19 protein-coding genes and 1 riboswitch are annotated in these 16,574 nt (G+C 62.6%); of the genes, 10 read left to right on the top strand and 9 right to left on the bottom strand.

The features are described 5' to 3' along the window. Positions 1 to 37 precede the first annotated feature (37 nt). Entirely contained in the window at positions 38 to 1,336 is a 1,299-nt protein-coding gene (gene dinB / locus ABH939_RS14825; RefSeq protein ID WP_404649745.1) for a DNA polymerase IV, read from the top strand. On the opposite strand, the gene ABH939_RS14820 is transcribed toward dinB, so the two are convergent. Further along, positions 1,333 to 2,613 carry an LLM class flavin-dependent oxidoreductase gene (locus tag ABH939_RS14820; RefSeq protein ID WP_064074764.1) on the bottom strand — a complete coding sequence of 427 codons (1,281 nt, stop codon included), beginning with the start codon at positions 2,611 to 2,613 and terminating at the stop codon, positions 1,333 to 1,335. The two genes, dinB and ABH939_RS14820, sit on opposite strands and share 4 nt — an antisense overlap. After that, positions 2,613 to 3,404, bottom strand: a complete 792-nt coding sequence (locus tag ABH939_RS14815; protein WP_214514257.1) for a 3-oxoacyl-ACP reductase — start codon at positions 3,402 to 3,404, stop codon at positions 2,613 to 2,615. The genes ABH939_RS14820 and ABH939_RS14815 overlap by 1 nt, the downstream gene beginning before the upstream one ends. Continuing rightward, positions 3,395 to 3,488, bottom strand: a riboswitch (TPP riboswitch). It overlaps the preceding gene by 10 nt. Positions 3,489 to 3,626: 138 nt before the next feature. Here ABH939_RS14815 and ABH939_RS14810 point away from each other — a divergent pair. Then, the gene (locus tag ABH939_RS14810) at positions 3,627 to 4,067 is read left to right on the top strand and encodes a DoxX family protein (RefSeq protein ID WP_165638846.1); all 441 of its coding nucleotides are present in this window, start codon (positions 3,627 to 3,629) and stop codon (positions 4,065 to 4,067) included. 103 nt (positions 4,068 to 4,170) lie between these two features. Further along, positions 4,171 to 5,160: a diiron oxygenase gene (locus ABH939_RS14805; protein WP_003944493.1), complete on the top strand. Its 990-nt coding sequence runs from the start codon at positions 4,171 to 4,173 to the stop codon at positions 5,158 to 5,160. Here ABH939_RS14805 and ABH939_RS14800 read toward each other — a convergent pair. Beyond that, positions 5,157 to 5,906 carry a TetR/AcrR family transcriptional regulator gene (locus tag ABH939_RS14800; RefSeq protein WP_007731095.1) on the bottom strand — a complete coding sequence of 250 codons (750 nt, stop codon included), beginning with the start codon at positions 5,904 to 5,906 and terminating at the stop codon, positions 5,157 to 5,159. The two genes, ABH939_RS14805 and ABH939_RS14800, sit on opposite strands and share 4 nt — an antisense overlap. A 96-nt stretch (positions 5,907 to 6,002) precedes the next feature. Between ABH939_RS14800 and recO the strand changes: the two genes are divergently transcribed. The 3 genes from recO to ABH939_RS14785 are packed head-to-tail and all read left to right on the top strand — an operon-like array spanning position 6,003 to position 8,012. Further along, complete coding sequence (gene recO, locus ABH939_RS14795; RefSeq protein WP_029255636.1) at positions 6,003 to 6,818, top strand: DNA repair protein RecO; 816 nt, start codon at positions 6,003 to 6,005, stop codon at positions 6,816 to 6,818. After that, positions 6,775 to 7,593 carry an isoprenyl transferase gene (locus ABH939_RS14790; protein ID WP_003944543.1) on the top strand — a complete coding sequence of 273 codons (819 nt, stop codon included), beginning with the start codon at positions 6,775 to 6,777 and terminating at the stop codon, positions 7,591 to 7,593. Before recO ends, ABH939_RS14790 begins: the two co-directional genes overlap by 44 nt. Beyond that, the gene (locus ABH939_RS14785) at positions 7,590 to 8,012 is read left to right on the top strand and encodes a YbjN domain-containing protein (RefSeq protein ID WP_019749000.1); all 423 of its coding nucleotides are present in this window, start codon (positions 7,590 to 7,592) and stop codon (positions 8,010 to 8,012) included. The genes ABH939_RS14790 and ABH939_RS14785 overlap by 4 nt, the downstream gene beginning before the upstream one ends. 5 nt (positions 8,013 to 8,017) lie before the next feature. Here ABH939_RS14785 and ABH939_RS14780 read toward each other — a convergent pair whose 3' ends face one another. Together ABH939_RS14780 and ABH939_RS14775 are read right to left on the bottom strand one after the other, a co-directional pair. Continuing rightward, complete coding sequence (locus ABH939_RS14780; RefSeq protein ID WP_003944514.1) at positions 8,018 to 8,449, bottom strand: Fur family transcriptional regulator; 432 nt, start codon at positions 8,447 to 8,449, stop codon at positions 8,018 to 8,020. Positions 8,450 to 8,460: 11 nt separating this feature from the next. After that, positions 8,461 to 8,844, bottom strand: coding sequence for a metalloregulator ArsR/SmtB family transcription factor (locus ABH939_RS14775; protein WP_003944457.1), 384 nt, complete (start codon positions 8,842 to 8,844; stop codon positions 8,461 to 8,463). 198 nt (positions 8,845 to 9,042) lie between these two features. Between ABH939_RS14775 and ABH939_RS14770 the strand changes: the two genes are divergently transcribed. Both ABH939_RS14770 and ABH939_RS14765 read left to right on the top strand, forming a co-directional pair. Beyond that, complete coding sequence (locus tag ABH939_RS14770) at positions 9,043 to 10,434, top strand: glycine--tRNA ligase (protein ID WP_003944491.1); 1,392 nt, start codon at positions 9,043 to 9,045, stop codon at positions 10,432 to 10,434. 94 nt (positions 10,435 to 10,528) lie between these two features. Next, complete coding sequence (locus ABH939_RS14765; protein ID WP_217017343.1) at positions 10,529 to 11,110, top strand: dihydrofolate reductase family protein; 582 nt, start codon at positions 10,529 to 10,531, stop codon at positions 11,108 to 11,110. Here ABH939_RS14765 and ABH939_RS14760 read toward each other — a convergent pair. Both ABH939_RS14760 and ABH939_RS14755 read right to left on the bottom strand, forming a co-directional pair. Further along, complete coding sequence (locus ABH939_RS14760) at positions 11,085 to 11,576, bottom strand: MepB family protein (RefSeq protein WP_054781578.1); 492 nt, start codon at positions 11,574 to 11,576, stop codon at positions 11,085 to 11,087. The genes ABH939_RS14765 and ABH939_RS14760 overlap by 26 nt on opposite strands. A gap of 48 nt (positions 11,577 to 11,624) precedes the next feature. Continuing rightward, positions 11,625 to 11,990 (bottom strand): nuclear transport factor 2 family protein, encoded by a 366-nt coding sequence (locus ABH939_RS14755; RefSeq protein ID WP_054781579.1) that lies wholly within the window; start codon positions 11,988 to 11,990, stop codon positions 11,625 to 11,627. A 138-nt stretch (positions 11,991 to 12,128) separates the two neighbouring features. Between ABH939_RS14755 and ABH939_RS14750 the strand changes: the two genes are divergently transcribed. Beyond that, positions 12,129 to 12,935 carry a helix-turn-helix domain-containing protein gene (locus ABH939_RS14750; protein WP_054827649.1) on the top strand — a complete coding sequence of 269 codons (807 nt, stop codon included), beginning with the start codon at positions 12,129 to 12,131 and terminating at the stop codon, positions 12,933 to 12,935. Here ABH939_RS14750 and ABH939_RS14745 read toward each other — a convergent pair. Next, positions 12,910 to 13,647 carry a polyprenol monophosphomannose synthase gene (locus ABH939_RS14745; protein WP_003944487.1) on the bottom strand — a complete coding sequence of 246 codons (738 nt, stop codon included), beginning with the start codon at positions 13,645 to 13,647 and terminating at the stop codon, positions 12,910 to 12,912. The two genes, ABH939_RS14750 and ABH939_RS14745, sit on opposite strands and share 26 nt — an antisense overlap. Before the next feature lie 99 nt (positions 13,648 to 13,746). Continuing rightward, positions 13,747 to 15,813: a TPM domain-containing protein gene (locus tag ABH939_RS14740; protein WP_064113212.1), complete on the bottom strand. Its 2,067-nt coding sequence runs from the start codon at positions 15,811 to 15,813 to the stop codon at positions 13,747 to 13,749. A 180-nt stretch (positions 15,814 to 15,993) separates the two neighbouring features. Between ABH939_RS14740 and ABH939_RS14735 the strand changes: the two genes are divergently transcribed. Next, positions 15,994 to 16,572, top strand: a complete 579-nt coding sequence (locus ABH939_RS14735) for a YdcF family protein (RefSeq protein ID WP_128638009.1) — start codon at positions 15,994 to 15,996, stop codon at positions 16,570 to 16,572. The last annotated feature ends 2 nt before the right edge of the window (positions 16,573 to 16,574 follow it).

The following is a 16,574-nucleotide window of genomic DNA, read 5'->3' as shown; positions in this document are numbered from 1 at the left end:
CCGAACCTTACGCAGTGTCGGTGGGGCATGGGAACATATGTTCGTGTCATATGAACCGCTGGACCAAGAAACGCCAGGTGAGCACCCCGGCGATACTCGTTCTGGCGGGAACTGTTCTGGCGGTAGTCGGCCCACGGGTGACGCAACGATCCTGCATGCGGACCTCGATTCGTTCTACGCATCAGTCGAGCAACGCGACGACCCGACTCTGGCCGGCAGGCCGGTCATCGTCGGCGGTGGGGTGGTTTTGGCGGCAAGCTACGAGGCCAAGGCGTTCGGGGTTCGCACAGCCATGAGCGGTGGTCAGGCTCGATCACTGTGTCCTCAGGCGATAGTTGTCCCTCCGCGAATGTCGGCGTACTCGCAGGCGAGCAAAGACGTGTTCGACGTCTTTCACGACACGTCGCCGCTGGTCGAAGGAATCTCCATAGACGAGGCCTTTCTCGAGGTCGGCGGGCTCGCCAAGATCGTGGGAAACCCGCTGCAGATCGGAGCCAACCTCAGACGCGATGTGGCCGAGCAGGTCGGACTACCGATCACGGTCGGAATCGCACGCACCAAGTTCCTGGCCAAGGTCGCCAGTGCATTCGCGAAACCCGACGGATTGCTGCGAGTGCCGCCGGAGGGCGAGACCGAGTTCCTGCATCCCTTGCCAGTCGAGAAGCTGTGGGGCGTCGGCAAGATCACGGCCCAGAAGCTGCGAAACTTCGACATCGTGACGGTGGGTGACATCGCTCGGCACGACGAATCCTCGATCGTCTCGATTCTCGGGGGCGGCGCCGGTCGCCATCTCTACGCACTCTCACACAATCGAGATCCGCGCCCCGTCCGCGCCTATCGTGGCCGCAGTTCGATGGGTGCTCAGCATGCGCTGGGTCGCGGATCCCATCCCCGCGCAGAACTCGATGCGTCGTTGATGTCCCTTGTCGACCGTGTCAGTCGACGCATGCGTTCGGCGCAGCGGACGGGGCGCACGGTCACGCTCCGGCTCCGCTTCGCGGATTTCACGCGGGCAACTCGATCTCACACGCTGCGCCGGTCCACCGCCGACACAGCGGAATTGCTGAGCGTCTCGATGGTGCTGCTGGACGAAGCGATACCGATGATCGCGGACAAGGGCATCACGTTGATCGGTGTCGCTGTCTCCAACCTGGATCGGGACGGCGCCGAACAACTCGAATTGCCCTTCGACGGTCCAGGATTCGCGGGTCCGGACACTGCCGCCCTCGACTCGGCAATGGACAGTGTCCGGAAGAAGTTCGGCTCCGCGGCCCTCACGAGGGGAGTGCTCCTGGGACGCGATCCGGATCTGTCGGTGCCGCTACTGCCGGACTAGGTGAGGTTTTCTCGCAGAGTCGCTCCCTCGTATTCGCGACGGAACAACCCACGCGCCTGCAGCACTGGAATCACGTGATCGACAAAATCTTCCAGGCCCTGCGGATAGGTCGGCGGCATCAGATTGAAACCGTCGGCACCGCGGCCGTTCAACCAGGATCCCATCTCGTCGGCAATCGACTCCGGTGTTCCGATCATCGTTGCGTGACCACCACCCGCAGCGAGCGTCCCGAGGAGTTCCCGCACAGTCGGTGCGTCCTTCTCGACGATCCGCAAAATAGTGGCGTAGCGGCCCTGCGGCCCGGTGAACGCTTCGAGTGGAGGCAACGGGGGCACGGGCCCGTCGAGATCCCAGTTCTCGCAATCCTGTCCGGTGAACAACGAGAGTTGGCGTATCGACTGTTCGGTGGGCAGCAGGAGATCGAGTTCGGCCTTCTTCGCCCTGGCCTCGGCGACGGTGCTGCCGACGTAGGTGACCAGTCCCGGCATCACGGCGACCGAACTCGGATCCCGGCCGGCTCGCTCGATTCTCGATTTCACGTCCGCGTAGTAGGCCTGTGCGCTGGGTAAGTCGTAGGCAACCGAATAGATTGCCTCGGCGCGACGCGCCGCCAGATCGCGACCCTGCTCGGACGCCCCGGCCTGAAACAAAACCGGTCTGCCCTGCGGGGATCGAGGAACCGTCAACGGGCCGTCGACACGAAAATGCTTGCCGTCGTGATCGATGCGAGAAATCTTGCCTGCGTCGGCAAAACGTCCCGCCCGGTCGAGGATCAGCGCGTCTTCCGACCACGAATCCCACAATGCGAGGGCCACTTCGACAAATTCGTCGGCTCGTTCATATCGGGAGGCGTGATCGGGCATCGCCTCGAGTCCGTGGTTGCGCGCCTCCTGGTCGAACATCGAGGTCACGACGTTCCAGCCGGCCCGTCCGCCGCTGATGTGGTCGAGCGAGGCCAACAGTCGTGCCGCGTGGAATGGCGTGTAGAAAGTGGTGGAAATGGTGGTCACCAGGCCGATGTCCGCTGTCGCTCGTGCCATGGCAGTCAATGCGGTGATCGGCTCGAGAAACCACGACGCACCCGACTCGGGTTCGCGAACACTGTGACCGTCAGCGAAGAAGACGGCGTCCAGCTTGCCGCGTTCGGCGATCTGGGCGAGCGACTCGTAATACGTGATGTCGCCGAGACTTTCGACCGGTGAGTCGCGATGACGCCATGCCGCACTGTGATGTCCGCACCCGAGCAGGAACGCACCTATCCGCAGCTGTGCGCCCATCAGTTCTTGACGAGTCCGCCGTCGACAACCAGGTTCTGACCGGTCACGGCCCGTGACCATGGTGAGGCGAAAAAGAGTGCAGCGTCGGCAAATTCGTCCGGCGTGGTGACTCGGCGCAGGGGAGTGCTTGCCGCGATCATGTCGAAGACGGCTTCCGGTGTTGCGGCGCTCGCATCGGTGGTGCGGAGCAAGCCGCCCGAGACCATGTTGACTGTGATCCCGTCCGGACCGAGGTCGGCGGACAGTGTCCGTGTCAGTGCCAACAGTGCGGCCTTGGCAGCGGTGTAGTCGTGGTACGGAACTACCGGATTCTGGACCAGATTGGTTCCGACAGTGATGATTCGGCCGAAGCCGAGTTCGCGCATGCCGGGGAGGGCTGCCTGGGTGGTATTGAGTGTTCCGGCTACGGCTCCGCGTAGTTGAGAGTCGAAGTCGGCCCAGGTGATCGTGTCCGCGTTCGGCCGGGCGTCGCCGTTGAACGAGAAGTCGACGAGTGCATTGTCGACCACGGTCGATATCGGTGCGTCGAATCGCTCGCGTGCAGCGGAGAACAACTGGTCGACGGAACTGCGGTCCGTCACGTCCGCCTGGACTGCGAAGGCACGATCCTCACCCAGTTCGGTGACCAGGGTCTCAGCGGCGTCACGGCTCTTGTTGTAGTTCACGATCACCCGGGCCCCCGAGCGGGAGAATGCTCGGCTCAGTGCGGCGCCGAGCCCGCGGGCGCCACCGGTGATCAGAACGATCTGCTCGTCCAGGCTGAGTGCGCGCTGAAATTGCTGTTCGGTCATGTCGACATCCCTCCGCCAGTGCTAACTGGTCAGGTTCATCGGGTCTGATCTCAGCCGACTTTTTCGGCACCCCGTGTCACCGTCCATCAGACCACGTGAGGTGAATCGTCCTGAACGCCGGGTGCGTTGTAACGGCCGGCGCGATGAGTTTTCGATCGCTCGGGAGTCGTAATTGCAAGCGAAGTGGCAACCGGCCGCTCGCCTTCGCCCCAGGAGATTCCGATGACCACCCAGCCCGTCCACAACGAAACTGTTTCCGGTAGCGCCACGACGACGACACCTTCGGCCACGGCTCGCAAGCTCGGATACGTCCTGAGTGGGCTGTTCGTCGTTTTCATGCTCTTCGACGGCATTATCCACATTCTCAACCTTCAGACAGTCAAGGATGCGTCGGCTGAACTTGGGTTGCCGGACTCGCTGGCATTGACGGCTGGGGTGGTGCAACTGATCTGCCTTGCGCTGTACGTGATTCCGCGAACGTCGATACTCGGCGCGATTCTGCTCACCGGTTACCTGGGGGGAGCGGTGTTGACCAACCTTCGAGCTGAACAGCCTCTGCTGAGCACGACCCTGTTTGCCGTCTACACCGGAATCGTCATGTGGGCGGGACTGTATCTCCGGGACGAGAAGGTTCGCGAGATCATCCCGCTGCGTCGGGCCTGAAATAGGCCCCCGAGGGGGTTGCGTGGGACGCGGTGTCCCATTATGTTTGACCTCATTCAAGTCCGTCGACTGCAATCGACGGACTGGCCGTGAGGAGACACCGATGGCTCGGTCAGCGTCGATCGAAGTGGAAAAGCCGTACCACCAGGTACTGCAGACTTTGTCCGAGGGCTCAGTTGCCCGCAGTTTCGATCCCTATCTCGACATCGACTGGGATTCACCAGAGTTCGCGATCGATCCGCATGATCCGAGATGGGTGCTCTCGTCCGTGTCGGACCCCCTCGGGGCGACGCAGTGGTACCAGGATCAGTCGTTGGAGCGTCGAATCGCCATGGGAATGTGGCGTCAGGCGAACGTGACCAAGGTGGGTTCGGCCTTCGAGAGCATCTTGATCCGGGGAATGCTGCAATATATCATGGCGCTACCCAACCAGTCGCCTGAGTTCCGGTACTGCCTGCACGAGATGACCGAAGAGTGCAATCACATCCAGATGTTCCAGGAACTCGTCAATCGCATGGATATCGACGTGCCGGGTATGCGTCCGATGTTCCGGCGGCTGTCGCCGATCATCGGAGTGCTGGGAGCAAAGTTCCCGGTCATCTTCTTCATCGGCATTCTGGCTGGTGAAGAACCGATCGACCACTTCCAGAAGGATCTCATCCGTGAGGGTAAGGACACGCCGCCGGCGATGCTCCGCACCATGGAGATTCACATCGCCGAAGAAGCGAGACACATCTCGTTTGCTCACGAGTTCCTGCGCAATCACGTCCCCAGACTCAGTCGTACGAGTCGAGCCATCACATCGGTCGCCTTCCCCGGCGCGATGCGTTGGCTTGCGGGTGAAATCATGTCACCGCCAAAGGAATTCGCCGAAGAATTCGGAATCCCGGACGAGGTGATGAAGAGCGCCTTCTGGGGGAGCCCGCATTCACGCCGCATCCTGGGTAACTACTTCGGCGAAATGCGAGCCCTGGCAGACGAACTCGGATTGATGAATCCGGTGTCGAAGCGTGCGTGGCGAAAGCTGCGCATCGACGGCGACTACGCCCGCTACCGCGGCGAGCCGAAGCGTTCCGACAAGACCCGGATCTAGTCCGGCCGCGAAGTTCCTCCGTCGGAGGACACCAGCTCGGCTATGAGCGTGGACAATTCGACATGGGGATCGATCTGTAGTCCGCTCGAGCGGGCAACGCCGTCGAACATGTACCAGGTGTATTTCGCGAGGTCGGCGACGATCTCTTCGCGGCTCGGCTTCGGATCGGTGCTTCGGACCCAGTGGGTGAGCGTGCCCTCGACCATTGTCACCACTGCGAACGGTAGTGAATCGAAGGGTGAGGAGTCGATCCCCACGGATCGACCGACTTCGGTGATAGTGGTGCGGGCGGAGTCGGCGATTGTGGCCTTCAGACTGCTGATCGCGTCGATGCTCTCGTCGTCGTAGTCGGTGGGGCCGGTACCCATGAACTCGTGAATCCGCGGATGCTCGGTGATCCACTCGGCGACGGCGCTGATGGTTCGGGTCAGGATCTGGTCGAGAGTGCCTACCGAAATGCTCATCGACGCGTCCAGGGCCGCCGCAAATTGTCCGAGCACAAACGCTCGGACTCGTCGATCGAGGTCGTCTCGGCCGCTGAATTGGCGGTACACCACCGACTTGGCGAGGCCGGCACGATCGGCGATCTGCTGGACGGACACCTCGGCACCTGCCGCACGCTCTTCGATCAGTTCGACCGCCGAGGTGAGTATCCGTTTCTGACGCTCGGAGTTGTGTCGCTCCCACCGCGCTTCGCGACCGGTCAACTCTGCAGTGACAGGTTGCGCAATTGCGTCGCTCGGCATCGCGCCAGTCTATCCGGACGGACCTGCCGTGTTTCCGACTTGTCATCGGGCGCGGCATCGGGATCGGTCGTCGGTACAACGTGGGACACTGGTCGAGTGAGGTTGTATCGAGACACGGCAGTGGTGCTGCGCCTGCACAAACTGGGCGAAGCCGACCACATCGTCACGTTGCTCACCCGTCAGTTCGGGTTGGTACGTGCCGTGGCCAAAGGTGTCCGCCGAACCACCTCCAAATTCGGTGCCAGACTCGAACCGTTTGCTCACATCGACGTGCAACTACTTCCGGGCAAGAATCTCGACATCATCACTCAGGTGCAGACGGTCGACGCATTCGCCACCGACATCGTCGACGACTACAGCCGGTACACCACGGCCTGCGCCGTACTCGAAACTGCCGAGCGGTTGGCCGGCGAGGAACGCGCGCCGGCCCCGCAGCTTCAGCGATTGACGGTGGGAGCGCTGCGTGCGATTGCCGAGCAGGCACGACCGGTCGAGTTCGTGCTCGACGCGTTCTTGTTGAGAGCCATGGGCTATGCGGGTTGGGCGCCTGCCCTCGAAGAGTGCGCCCGCTGCAGTGCTCCTGGACCGCACCGGGCCTTTCATGTCGCCGCAGGCGGAGCCGTGTGTACCTATTGCCGCCCGGCGGGTGCTGCGACGCCGTCGCCCGGAGTGCTCGACTTGATGGAAGCCCTGCTCCGAGGGGAGTGGGAGGGTACCGATTCGGCGCCCGCGACGCTGCGGACGCAAGCCAGCGGACTGGTCGCGGCACACCTGCAGTGGCATCTCGAGCGCCAATTGCGGACGTTGCCGCTGATCGAGCGTTCGAGGCCGCATGCAGCCGTCGAGGTCGACTTGCCCGTGAGGCAGGATGGAACACGTGATTCGACGACGCGAACCGCGAACTCCGCTTGATTCTGCTGCTGACCGGGTGATCCGACCACCGGACCCACATCCGTCCGGGGCAACCCCGCCGATCCTGCAGACCGAACTGATCCCGCGCCACGTCGCTTTGGTGATGGACGGCAACGGACGATGGGCGCAGGAGCGCGGTCTGCCCCGAACCGCCGGGCACGAACGCGGCGAAGCTGTCCTGATGGACACCGTCTGCGGGTGCATCGAGATGGGTGTCGAGTGGCTCTCCGCTTACGCCTTCTCCACCGAGAACTGGAAACGGAGTCCCGACGAGGTTCGATTCCTGATGGGCTTCAACCGTGATGTCATCCGCCGCCGACGCGACGAGATGAACGAAATGGGTGTGCGTGTTCGGTGGGCCGGTCGTAAGCCGCGCCTGTGGGCCAGCGTGATCAAGGAACTCGAGATCGCCGAAGAACTGACCAAGAACAACACCGTCATGAACTTGACCATGTGTGTGAACTACGGCGGCCGGGCCGAAATTGCCGATGCGGTAAAGGAAATCGCGAAGCGTGTCGCGGCCGGTGAGATCAATCCGGACAAGATCACCGAGGCGACGGTTGCCAAGTACCTCGACGAACCCGACATGCCCGACGTCGACCTCTTCCTGCGTCCGTCGGGGGAACAGCGGACGTCCAATTTCTTGATCTGGCAATCCGCCTACGCCGAAATGGTGTACCAGGAGAAGCTGTTTCCCGATTTCGACCGCCGCGACCTTTGGGCCGCCTGCGTCGAGTACGCCTCACGCGACCGTAGATTCGGTGGCGTCAAATGACAGGGGAGAACATGACCGACACCACCGACGAAGCAGCCCGCCTACAAGAACGCGCGGCCGCCTCGCTGGCGCATTTCGTGACGGTCGATGTGGCTGCCGACGGATCACTGGGTTTCCAGTACTCCGGCGCGCTGTGTTCCATCCAGGCGATGAATCTGTCCGAGGGTCTGGACGTGCTGTCCATGACGTGCGTTCTCGCATGGGACCGACCGGTCAGCGCGGCACTGCATCGCAAGGTGGCCGAGCGAAATCGCACCATCCAATTCGGCTCCATCGCGGTGTTCGGCCACGGCAGTCTGGCGGACGTCATCCTGCGTTACACGTTCCCTGCCGCCGGACTGGACGACGAGGCACTGACCACGATGTTGCTACTGGCGCTCACCGGTGCCGATACCGCCCGGCAGGGTTTGATTCCCTGACGCTCTCAGGCGGCGGCGCAGTCGCGGCAGGTGCCGAAGATCTCGACGGTGTGACTCACTTCGGTGAAACCGTTGTCCTCGGCGATGGTCTGTGACCACTGCTCGACCGTCGGGCCCTCGACCTCGACGGTGAATCCGCAGTTGCGGCACACCAGGTGATGGTGGTGCCCGGAGGAGCAGCGTCGGTAGACGGACTCACCTGTGTCGGTGCGTAGGACGTCGATGGTTCCGGCGTCGGAGAGTGCCTGCAGCGTGCGGTAGACGGTGGTCAGGCCGATGCCTTCACCTCGCTTGCGCAGTTCGTCGTGCAATTCCTGTGCCGACTTGAATTCGTCGATGTCGTCGAGCAGGGCGGAGATGGCGCTGCGCTGTTTCGTGGAACGAACGCCGACTGTGGCCGGTCCACGTTTCGAGGTCGTACTGCCCGGGGTGTTCATGCGGTGGAATCTCATCCTTCTTCGGCGTGGGCGACAGCGTCGACGACGATGTGTGCAAGGTGATCGTCGACGAGTCGATAGAGAACTTCTCGTCCGTTGCGCTCGCCGCGGACGACGCCCGCTGCTTTGAGTACGCGCAGATGCTGGCTGATGAGTGGCTGAGTGACACCGAGAGCTCCGACGAGTTCGTGAACGCAACGCTCCGACTCGTGCAACTGAAGCACGATCGCGATCCGAACGGGTGCAGCGAGCGCCCGCAGAATTTCGCCGGCGGCCGCCAGGGTTTCCTTGGGCGGCACGGGCGCGGGCGGTGCGGCTTCGAACGGGTCGTGCGTGTGTCCGAGGTCGGAATGATCATGGCTTTTGTGGAGATCGCCGGTATCCGCAATGCTCACAGCGAGGCTCCTTCGAGGGGTAGATCATGATGTCCGGGCATAGCCATCTCACCACATTATTGCAAATCACTTTCATTTTGATATGCACAAGTATGCATGTCAACCTTGGACGGAAGTGCGTGGCAGCCGCCAGATAGGCTGATGGTGCGAAAAGCGCACGAAAATCATGCATCTATTACCCAGATGGAGAGCAATCGAGTGGCACCCAAGTCCAAGATCGAAGCCGTTGTCAATCTCGCCAAGCGGCGAGGCCTGGTCTACCCGTGCGGTGAGATCTACGGCGGTACCAAGTCCGCATGGGACTACGGCCCATTGGGTGTCGAGCTCAAGGAGAACATCAAGCGCCAGTGGTGGCGCAACATGGTCACCAGCCGCGAGGACGTCGTCGGCCTCGACTCGTCGGTGATCCTGCCCCGCGAGGTGTGGGTCGCGTCCGGTCACGTCGGTGTCTTCAACGACCCGCTCGTCGAGTGCCTCAACTGTCACAAGCGTCACCGTCAGGATCACCTGCAGGAGGCGTACGCGGAGAAGAAGAAGCTCGACAACCCGGACGACGTCTCGATGGATGTCATCGGTTGCCCCGACTGCGGCACCGTCGGCCAGTGGACCGAGCCGCGCGACTTCAACATGATGCTCAAGACGTACCTCGGCCCCGTCGAGAGCGAAGAGGGTATGCACTACCTTCGCCCCGAGACCGCTCAGGGCATCTTCGTGAACTTCGCCAACGTGCTGACCACCTCGCGTAAGAAGCCGCCGTTCGGCATCGGCCAGATCGGCAAGAGCTTCCGCAACGAGATCACCCCCGGCAACTTCATCTTCCGCACCCGTGAGTTCGAGCAGATGGAGATGGAATTCTTCGTCAAGCCGGGCGAGGACGAGCAGTGGCATCAGTACTGGATCGACTACCGCCTTGACTGGTACACCGGCCTCGGTATCAACAAGGACAACCTGCGTCTGTACGAGCATGCGCCGGAAAAGCTTTCGCACTACTCGAAGGGCACGACCGACATCGAGTACCGCTTCCACTTCCAGGGCAGCGAATGGGGCGAGCTCGAGGGCATCGCGAACCGTACCGACTTCGATCTCTCGACGCACTCCAAGCATTCGGGCACCGAGCTGAACTACTACGACCAGACGACGGGCGAGCGGTACACGCCGTACGTCATCGAGCCGGCGGCCGGTCTCACGCGTTCGCTGATGGCCTTCCTGGTCGACGCCTACACCGAGGACGAGGCGCCCAACTCCAAGGGCGGCGTCGACAAGCGCACAGTGCTCCGCCTGGATCGTCGACTCGCTCCCGTCAAGGCTGCCGTTCTGCCGCTCTCGCGTAACGCGGACCTGACGCCGAAGGCCAAAGATCTTGCAGCGCAGCTGCGTCAGAATTGGAACGTCGAGTTCGACGACGCCGGCGCCATCGGTCGTCGTTACCGTCGCCAGGACGAGATCGGCACACCGTTCTGCATCACGGTCGACTTCGACACTCTCGAAGACCAGGCTGTGACGGTGCGTGAGCGTGACTCCATGGCGCAGGAACGCGTCGCCCTCGATCAGGTGGAAAGCTACCTGGCCGCACGGCTGATCGGCTCCTGATTCTCGTTCGAAGCTGACGGGCGGTCCTTCTCAATCGAGAAGGACCGCCCGTTTTCTCTTTCCCCGATGGTCCTTCAGGCGCAGGATCGAAGTTATGAGAAAACTCAGCGTGACCAACAGCGTGACTCTCGACGGTGTCATGCAGGCACCTGGTGGGCCGGACGAGGACCGTCGTGGCGGATTCGAGCACGGTGGGTGGGCAGCACCCTTCAACGATTCCGTCATGGCGCAGAAGATGGGGGAGGGGATGGCGAAGAAATCGGCGTTGCTGTTCGGTCGCAGAACTTACGAAAACTTCGCCTCGTACTGGCCGTTTCAGACCGACAATCCGTTCACCGAGGTGCTCGACAACACGCAGAAGTACGTAGCGTCAAGGACTTTGGGTGAACCGCTGCCGTGGAAGAACTCGACCTTGTTGAAAGGTGATGCCGCCGACGCGGTCGCCACGCTCAAGGAAAGTGAGGGCCCGGATCTGGTGATTCTGGGCAGCGGCGACTTGATCACGTCCTTGGCCGAGCGACGTCTCGTCGACACCTACACTCTGCTGATACATCCGCTGGTTCTCGGAACCGGGCGCAGATTGTTCCCCGACGGAGCTGCGCTCGCTCAGTTCACCCTCACCGACAGCGTCCCCACGACAACAGGCGTCATCATCGCGACGTATCAGTTGAGCTGAACACAGTTGAGCTGAACACAGTCGAGCTGAGTACATCAGGGAACTCGCCGAAATGCCGGATCTGCCAGCGCTGAGTTCTGACTGCTTGCGCGCTGGTCGGCGTAACCCAGGGTGCATAGACCCGGACAGCGCGCTTACCGCCGGAGAAGTTCGTCGAGACGATGTCGTGTTCGACGAGGGTTTCGACGGGAAAGACGAAGTGCCCCGAATGCTCTTCGTCGTATACCTTCACCACGAACAGCATCACGCGGTCGCTGGCGTCGAATGGGCGGATGGGCCCGGCCTCTGAACGGCGCCACAGTGTGACGAACTGACCGAGCTTGGTCGGCGTCGTCTTGGCGGTTCGATAGACGGTGGGAAGGCCGTTGACGGTCAGCGTGTGAGCGTCGTACTCAGCACCCTCGGACTCGGGAATCGGTGTGGACCAGGTAAATCCGTCGGCGTTCATCGGCACCGATGATGCCACGAACCACCGACAACCTTCGTGACGAACGCTGACGGTGGTAGTCCCGATTCAGGCCGAAGGCACCTTGTCGAGAAACCCGAGGACAAGCGTCACCCGGCCGTCGTCGTCGCGTTCGAGTACGTCGAATCCGTCGATCAGTGACTCGGCCCCCGACGGGCCGAGAGCCCAACCGAATCGGGCCTGTCGGTGATGCGCGTCCACAGGTCCGACGAGGGTGAAGTGCATGCCCGGAAATTGTTGCTGCACAGCGTTGATCATCGCGTCGATCTGATCGTGTCCGGTGACGTCCGCGAGCGGATCGGTGTAGCGACCGCCGGGTGCGAACAATTGCTCGACCCGTGCTTTACGGGCGGTGGTATCGGTTTCGTTCCACATGTCGATGTAGGCGTCGGCGATTGCGTCGAAGTCGCTCATGGTCGCTCCCTTGATCAGTTTCCGGTGGTGAATGTCCGGCGGCCTCGCCGGCTGAGACCACTGTTCCTCCGAAACTGCGTCGGGTCGATTACCTCTGAGGTCATGGCCTCGGCTACCTCGGGTCGCTAACTTGAAAGAATGACCTTCGAGACGATGGACGTGGGCTCCGAACTCAAGCGGTGGCGGGAGCGGCGAAGGCTCACTCAGTTGGGACTCTCGGCGGCGGCAGGAGTGTCGACCAGGCATCTGAGCTTCATCGAAACCGGCCGCTCCAAACCAAGCCGGGACATGATCCTTCACCTGTCCGAATGTCTGGATGTTCCTCTACGACAACAGAACACGCTTCTGCTGGCAAGTGGCCACGCGCCGGAGTACTCGCAGAAGTCGTTGGCAGAAGCGCCGATGTCAGCGGTGAGTGAGGCTATCGATCGCATCATCGACGCGCATGACCCGTATCCGGCCGTGGTGGTCGATCAGCAGTGGGAGATGGTCGCCGGGAACCAGGCCGTGGGAATTTTGACCGCGGGCGCCGCTGATTTCCTCCTGGAACCACCGGTGAACGTATTGCGTCTGAGCTTGCATCCCGAGGGCATGGCGCCGCGGATCGTGAACCTCGCGCAGTGGCGGGCCCACCTGCTCACAAGGCTGGCTCGGGAAGTGGAGGTCAGTGCGGATGCGCAGCTGTCGTCGTTGCTCGACGAGCTGCGCGCCTATCCGAGCGGCGGAGACTGGCACGACGACCGCGCGAATTCCCTGCTGGTTCCGTTGCGTGTACGCGTCGGCGATACCGAACTGGCGATGTTCAGCACCACCACCGTGTTCGGTACGCCGCGCGACGTCACGCTCGCAGAGATTGCGATCGAATCGTTCTACCCGTCGGACACGCAGACGGCCGACTACTTTCGATCGGCCGCCGAGGTCACAGGGACTTCTTGCCGAACTTGAGCTTCCACGGCACCAGAGCAGACTCCAACTGAACCGAGAGACTCATCTTGGAGACGCCTTCGGTGCGCTCCTCGAAGCGGATGGGCGTTTCGGCGATCTTCATGCCGCGCTGAACAACTCGGTAGTTCATCTCGACCTGGAACGCGTAGCCGTTGCTCTGCACCGATTCGACGTCGATGTCGCGCAAGGTCTTTGCATGCCAAGCCTTGAAGCCGGCGGTCGCATCCTTGACATGCAGTCGCAGAATGGCGTTGACATAAAAGTTCGCCCAGGCGGACAAAGCCTTGCGGTGCCACGGCCAGTCGCCGGCGACTGCGCCGCCTTCGACGTAGCGGGAGCCGAGAACGACTGCCGCATCGGTAGTGGTGAGGATCTCGATCATGGCGGGGATCGCTTCGGACGGGTGCGAGAGATCTGCGTCCATCTGAATGACGATGTCTGCGTTCTCTGCCAGAGCCCGGCTCATGCCCGCGACGTAAGCACGGCCGAGACCGTCCTTGACCGTGCGGTGAAGCACTCCGACCGGGATGGGACCATCGATACCCAACTTGTCCGCAACCTCGCCCGTTCCGTCGGGGGAGTTGTCATCCACCACGAGGACGTGCAGGTTCGGGATCTTCAACGCGGCGAGGCGATCGACGAGCTTTGGCAGGTTCTCACGCTCGTTGTATGTAGGTACAACGACGGTTATCTGCGGGGCGACGCTTTCCATAACACCTTCGTATGATCTGTGATCCCGACTTGCCGGATGAAGCGTACGACGAGTGCGGTCGTGAACAAAGTAGGGATTTTACTACCTCGACGGGATCCGTCAGAACCGGCCGCCGCCGCCTCGACTGGTTCGGCCGCCGCCCCCGCCGCCGAAACCCCCGCCGCCGCCACCGCGACCGGAGCGTCCGCTGCTGCTCGGTCCGCCGTACGAGCGGGGCCCGCCGCCACCTCGCAGAATGCTGTTGATCAGGATGCCGCCGAGGATCGCTCCCGTCGCATCGCCGCCGCCACCGCGGGGTCGTTGGTTTGCTTCCCAGGTGTTGACGTCGTTCTGCGCGGCGCGAAGTGAGTGCGTCGCCAAGGTGGTCGCGGCCTGGGCGTGTTGCAGTGCCTTCGACGGATCCGAGGCCTGCAATTGCTGGGCCGCCTGCAGGTGCCGCTGAGCCTCGGCGTAGCGAGTGCGCGCCTCCGCCCCGATCGCGCCGCGCCTGGTTCCGAGGAAGTCGCCTGCAGCGGTCACCTGAGCCTGTGCGGCCAGAATGTCCTGGGCGAGGCGCTGCTGTGCACGTTCGAGCTGCTGCTTCTGCTCCTGAGCGTCGGCAAGAAGCGCGTCGAGTTGGGCGTCGGCTGCGACGATCTGGTTGAAGGCTGTCAGCGGATCGCTGTCCTTCGACGTCTGAGCATTCGCCAACGCTGCCTGGGCTGCGGCCTTCGCGTCCGCCAACTTCTGCCCGCCTTGCGCCAGGTAAGCGTCCGCAGCGGTGATGCCCTGTTGGACGTCGTCCATCGCGGACGGAAGTGTCGCGATGGCGTTTCGGATGTCGTCGGCGGCGTGATCGACGCCGTCGAGTAGCTTGCGTGCCTGATCGAGGGCGGCTTCGGCCGTGCGAATCGCAGTGACGGCAGCGCCTTGCTTACCGGCCGGCAGCGCGGTGGCATCGCGGCCTTCCTCGATCGACTTCTCGGCGAGCGTCAGGCGTTCACTGGCCATCGTGACGTTGTTCACGACAGATGCCAGCGTCGGCGCGGGGAATTGATCCTTCAATTTGGTCAGAATCGCCTCGGATTCGGGCAAGCGCACGCTGAGAGAAACAACACTCTGCGTCAACGCATCGAGACGTGCGGGGGCGTTGATGAGAAGGTCGCGAAGCCCGTCGAACTCCTCGACGCGAGCTTCGAGTTCTTGGTCGGCTCGACCGCACGAGGAAATGATGTCGATCAGCATCTGTCGGCGTTGATCGGGAGTTTCCGGGATGGCGTCGTCGAGTCGCTGCCTGATCGCGAAGGCTTCGGCGAGGGTGGCCTTGGCCTTGTCGAATGCTGCCGAGAAGGGTGCGACGGCGGAATCTCCGAACTCGCTGCGGGCCAGATCGAGCTCCTCCTGGCTGCCGGCGATCGCGTTGTCCGTCTCGACGAGGATCTCCTTCGCGCGTTCGTCGAGCGTCGGCAGCGGGAGTGCGTTGAGGCTGGCGATGTCGTCGGGGGAGATGTTCTTCGCGGCTTCGACGCTTGCCTTGTTCTTGTCGTTCTTGCGCTTACGTGAGTACAGGACCACACCGCCCGTCCCGACCACCACAGCGCCGCCCGCGATGAGGAGTGTTCCGACTCCCATTCCGCCGCTCGTGTTGTTCGCGTCGCCGAGTGCGCCGGCTGCGGCAATTGCCGCGCCGGTCCAATCATCCTCGGCGAGAGCCGGTTCCACCGCGTCGGTATTGATCGATTCGATGTCGGAATCCGTGATGTTGCTCAGCTCAGCGGGCACATCGAGGTAGTAAGCACGCTCCGCCGTGGCAACTGCAAGCAGGACGGACTTCGTGCTCAGCGTCGACTTCGTGGCTGTCTGCTGTGCCCACGCCTGGCCACCCAGGTTGTTGAAATCGGGGACGAACGCGACCCACAGATCGATCTGGTGGTCCTCGCCGAGTTGATCGATCGCGGCTTGTATGTCGCTGCGTTGCCCGGAATCGAGGACCCCGGAGGTGTCGGTGATGTGATTCGGCAACACCATCGGGGCGTCCGCCGAGGCGAGCGCAGGACTGAAGACGAGCGCCAGCAAAGCGAAAATCGCAGCGACGGCGGCGGCGCTTCCCCGACGCCGAACGGGTCGGGTGGTTGTCCGACTCTGCTCTACCGAGGACAACTGCGCGAAGTGTGGTGCGAGGGCCATGACGCAAATCTATCCGTTGTGGCGCGTCGGCATCGGAGGTGATCGCTGCGAACTGGCAGAATTGCGGGAGTGAAACCTGCTTTCGGTAACCGCCCCCACGACCCATCACCCTCGCGGGCGGGCGGCTTCGGGGCAGGATTGGCTCGCTGGACGCGCCGACTGATCGCCGGTGCCGTGTTGATGGCCGTGGTTCTGGTCGGGGGTACTGCGTTCCGGGTGTGGCAGGTGGCGCGCATCGACGACACGCGGCCGGCCGACGCGATAGTCGTTCTGGGCGCGGCTCAGTATTCCGGCACTCCGTCGTCCGTCTTCGAGGCCCGACTCGAGCAGGCGTACAAGCTGTACAAGCGCGGAGTGGCGCCGCAGATCATCACTGTCGGCGGCAAACAAGAAGGTGACGAGTACACCGAAGCGGCGTCGGGAAAGATGTATCTGACCGATCGCGGAATTCCTTCGAGTGCGATCACCGCGGTGGAGACCGGTTCGGACACACTGCTCAGTATCGACGCGGTGAGCGCCGAGATGTCCTCGCAGGGAATCAATTCCGCTGTCCTGGTCAGTGACCCGTGGCACTCCTTGCGAACGCGGACGATGGCCCGCGACACAGGACTCCAGGCGTGGACCGCACCTACTCGTCAGGGCCCGGCTGTCTTCACCCGCGAATCCCAGTTGCACGGAATCGCTCGCGAAACCGGCGCGCTGCTCTGGTATCAGCTCACGCACTTCTCGGCAGACTTCCCCTACACGGCAGGGCAATAGAG

The sequence above is a fragment of the Rhodococcus sp. 27YEA6 genome (assembly GCF_044908235.1).
Lineage (GTDB): Bacteria > Actinomycetota > Actinomycetes > Mycobacteriales > Mycobacteriaceae > Rhodococcus_F > Rhodococcus_F qingshengii.
The sequence above is the reverse complement of the archived record's forward strand: the minus strand, read 5'-3'. Positions and strand labels throughout refer to the sequence as shown.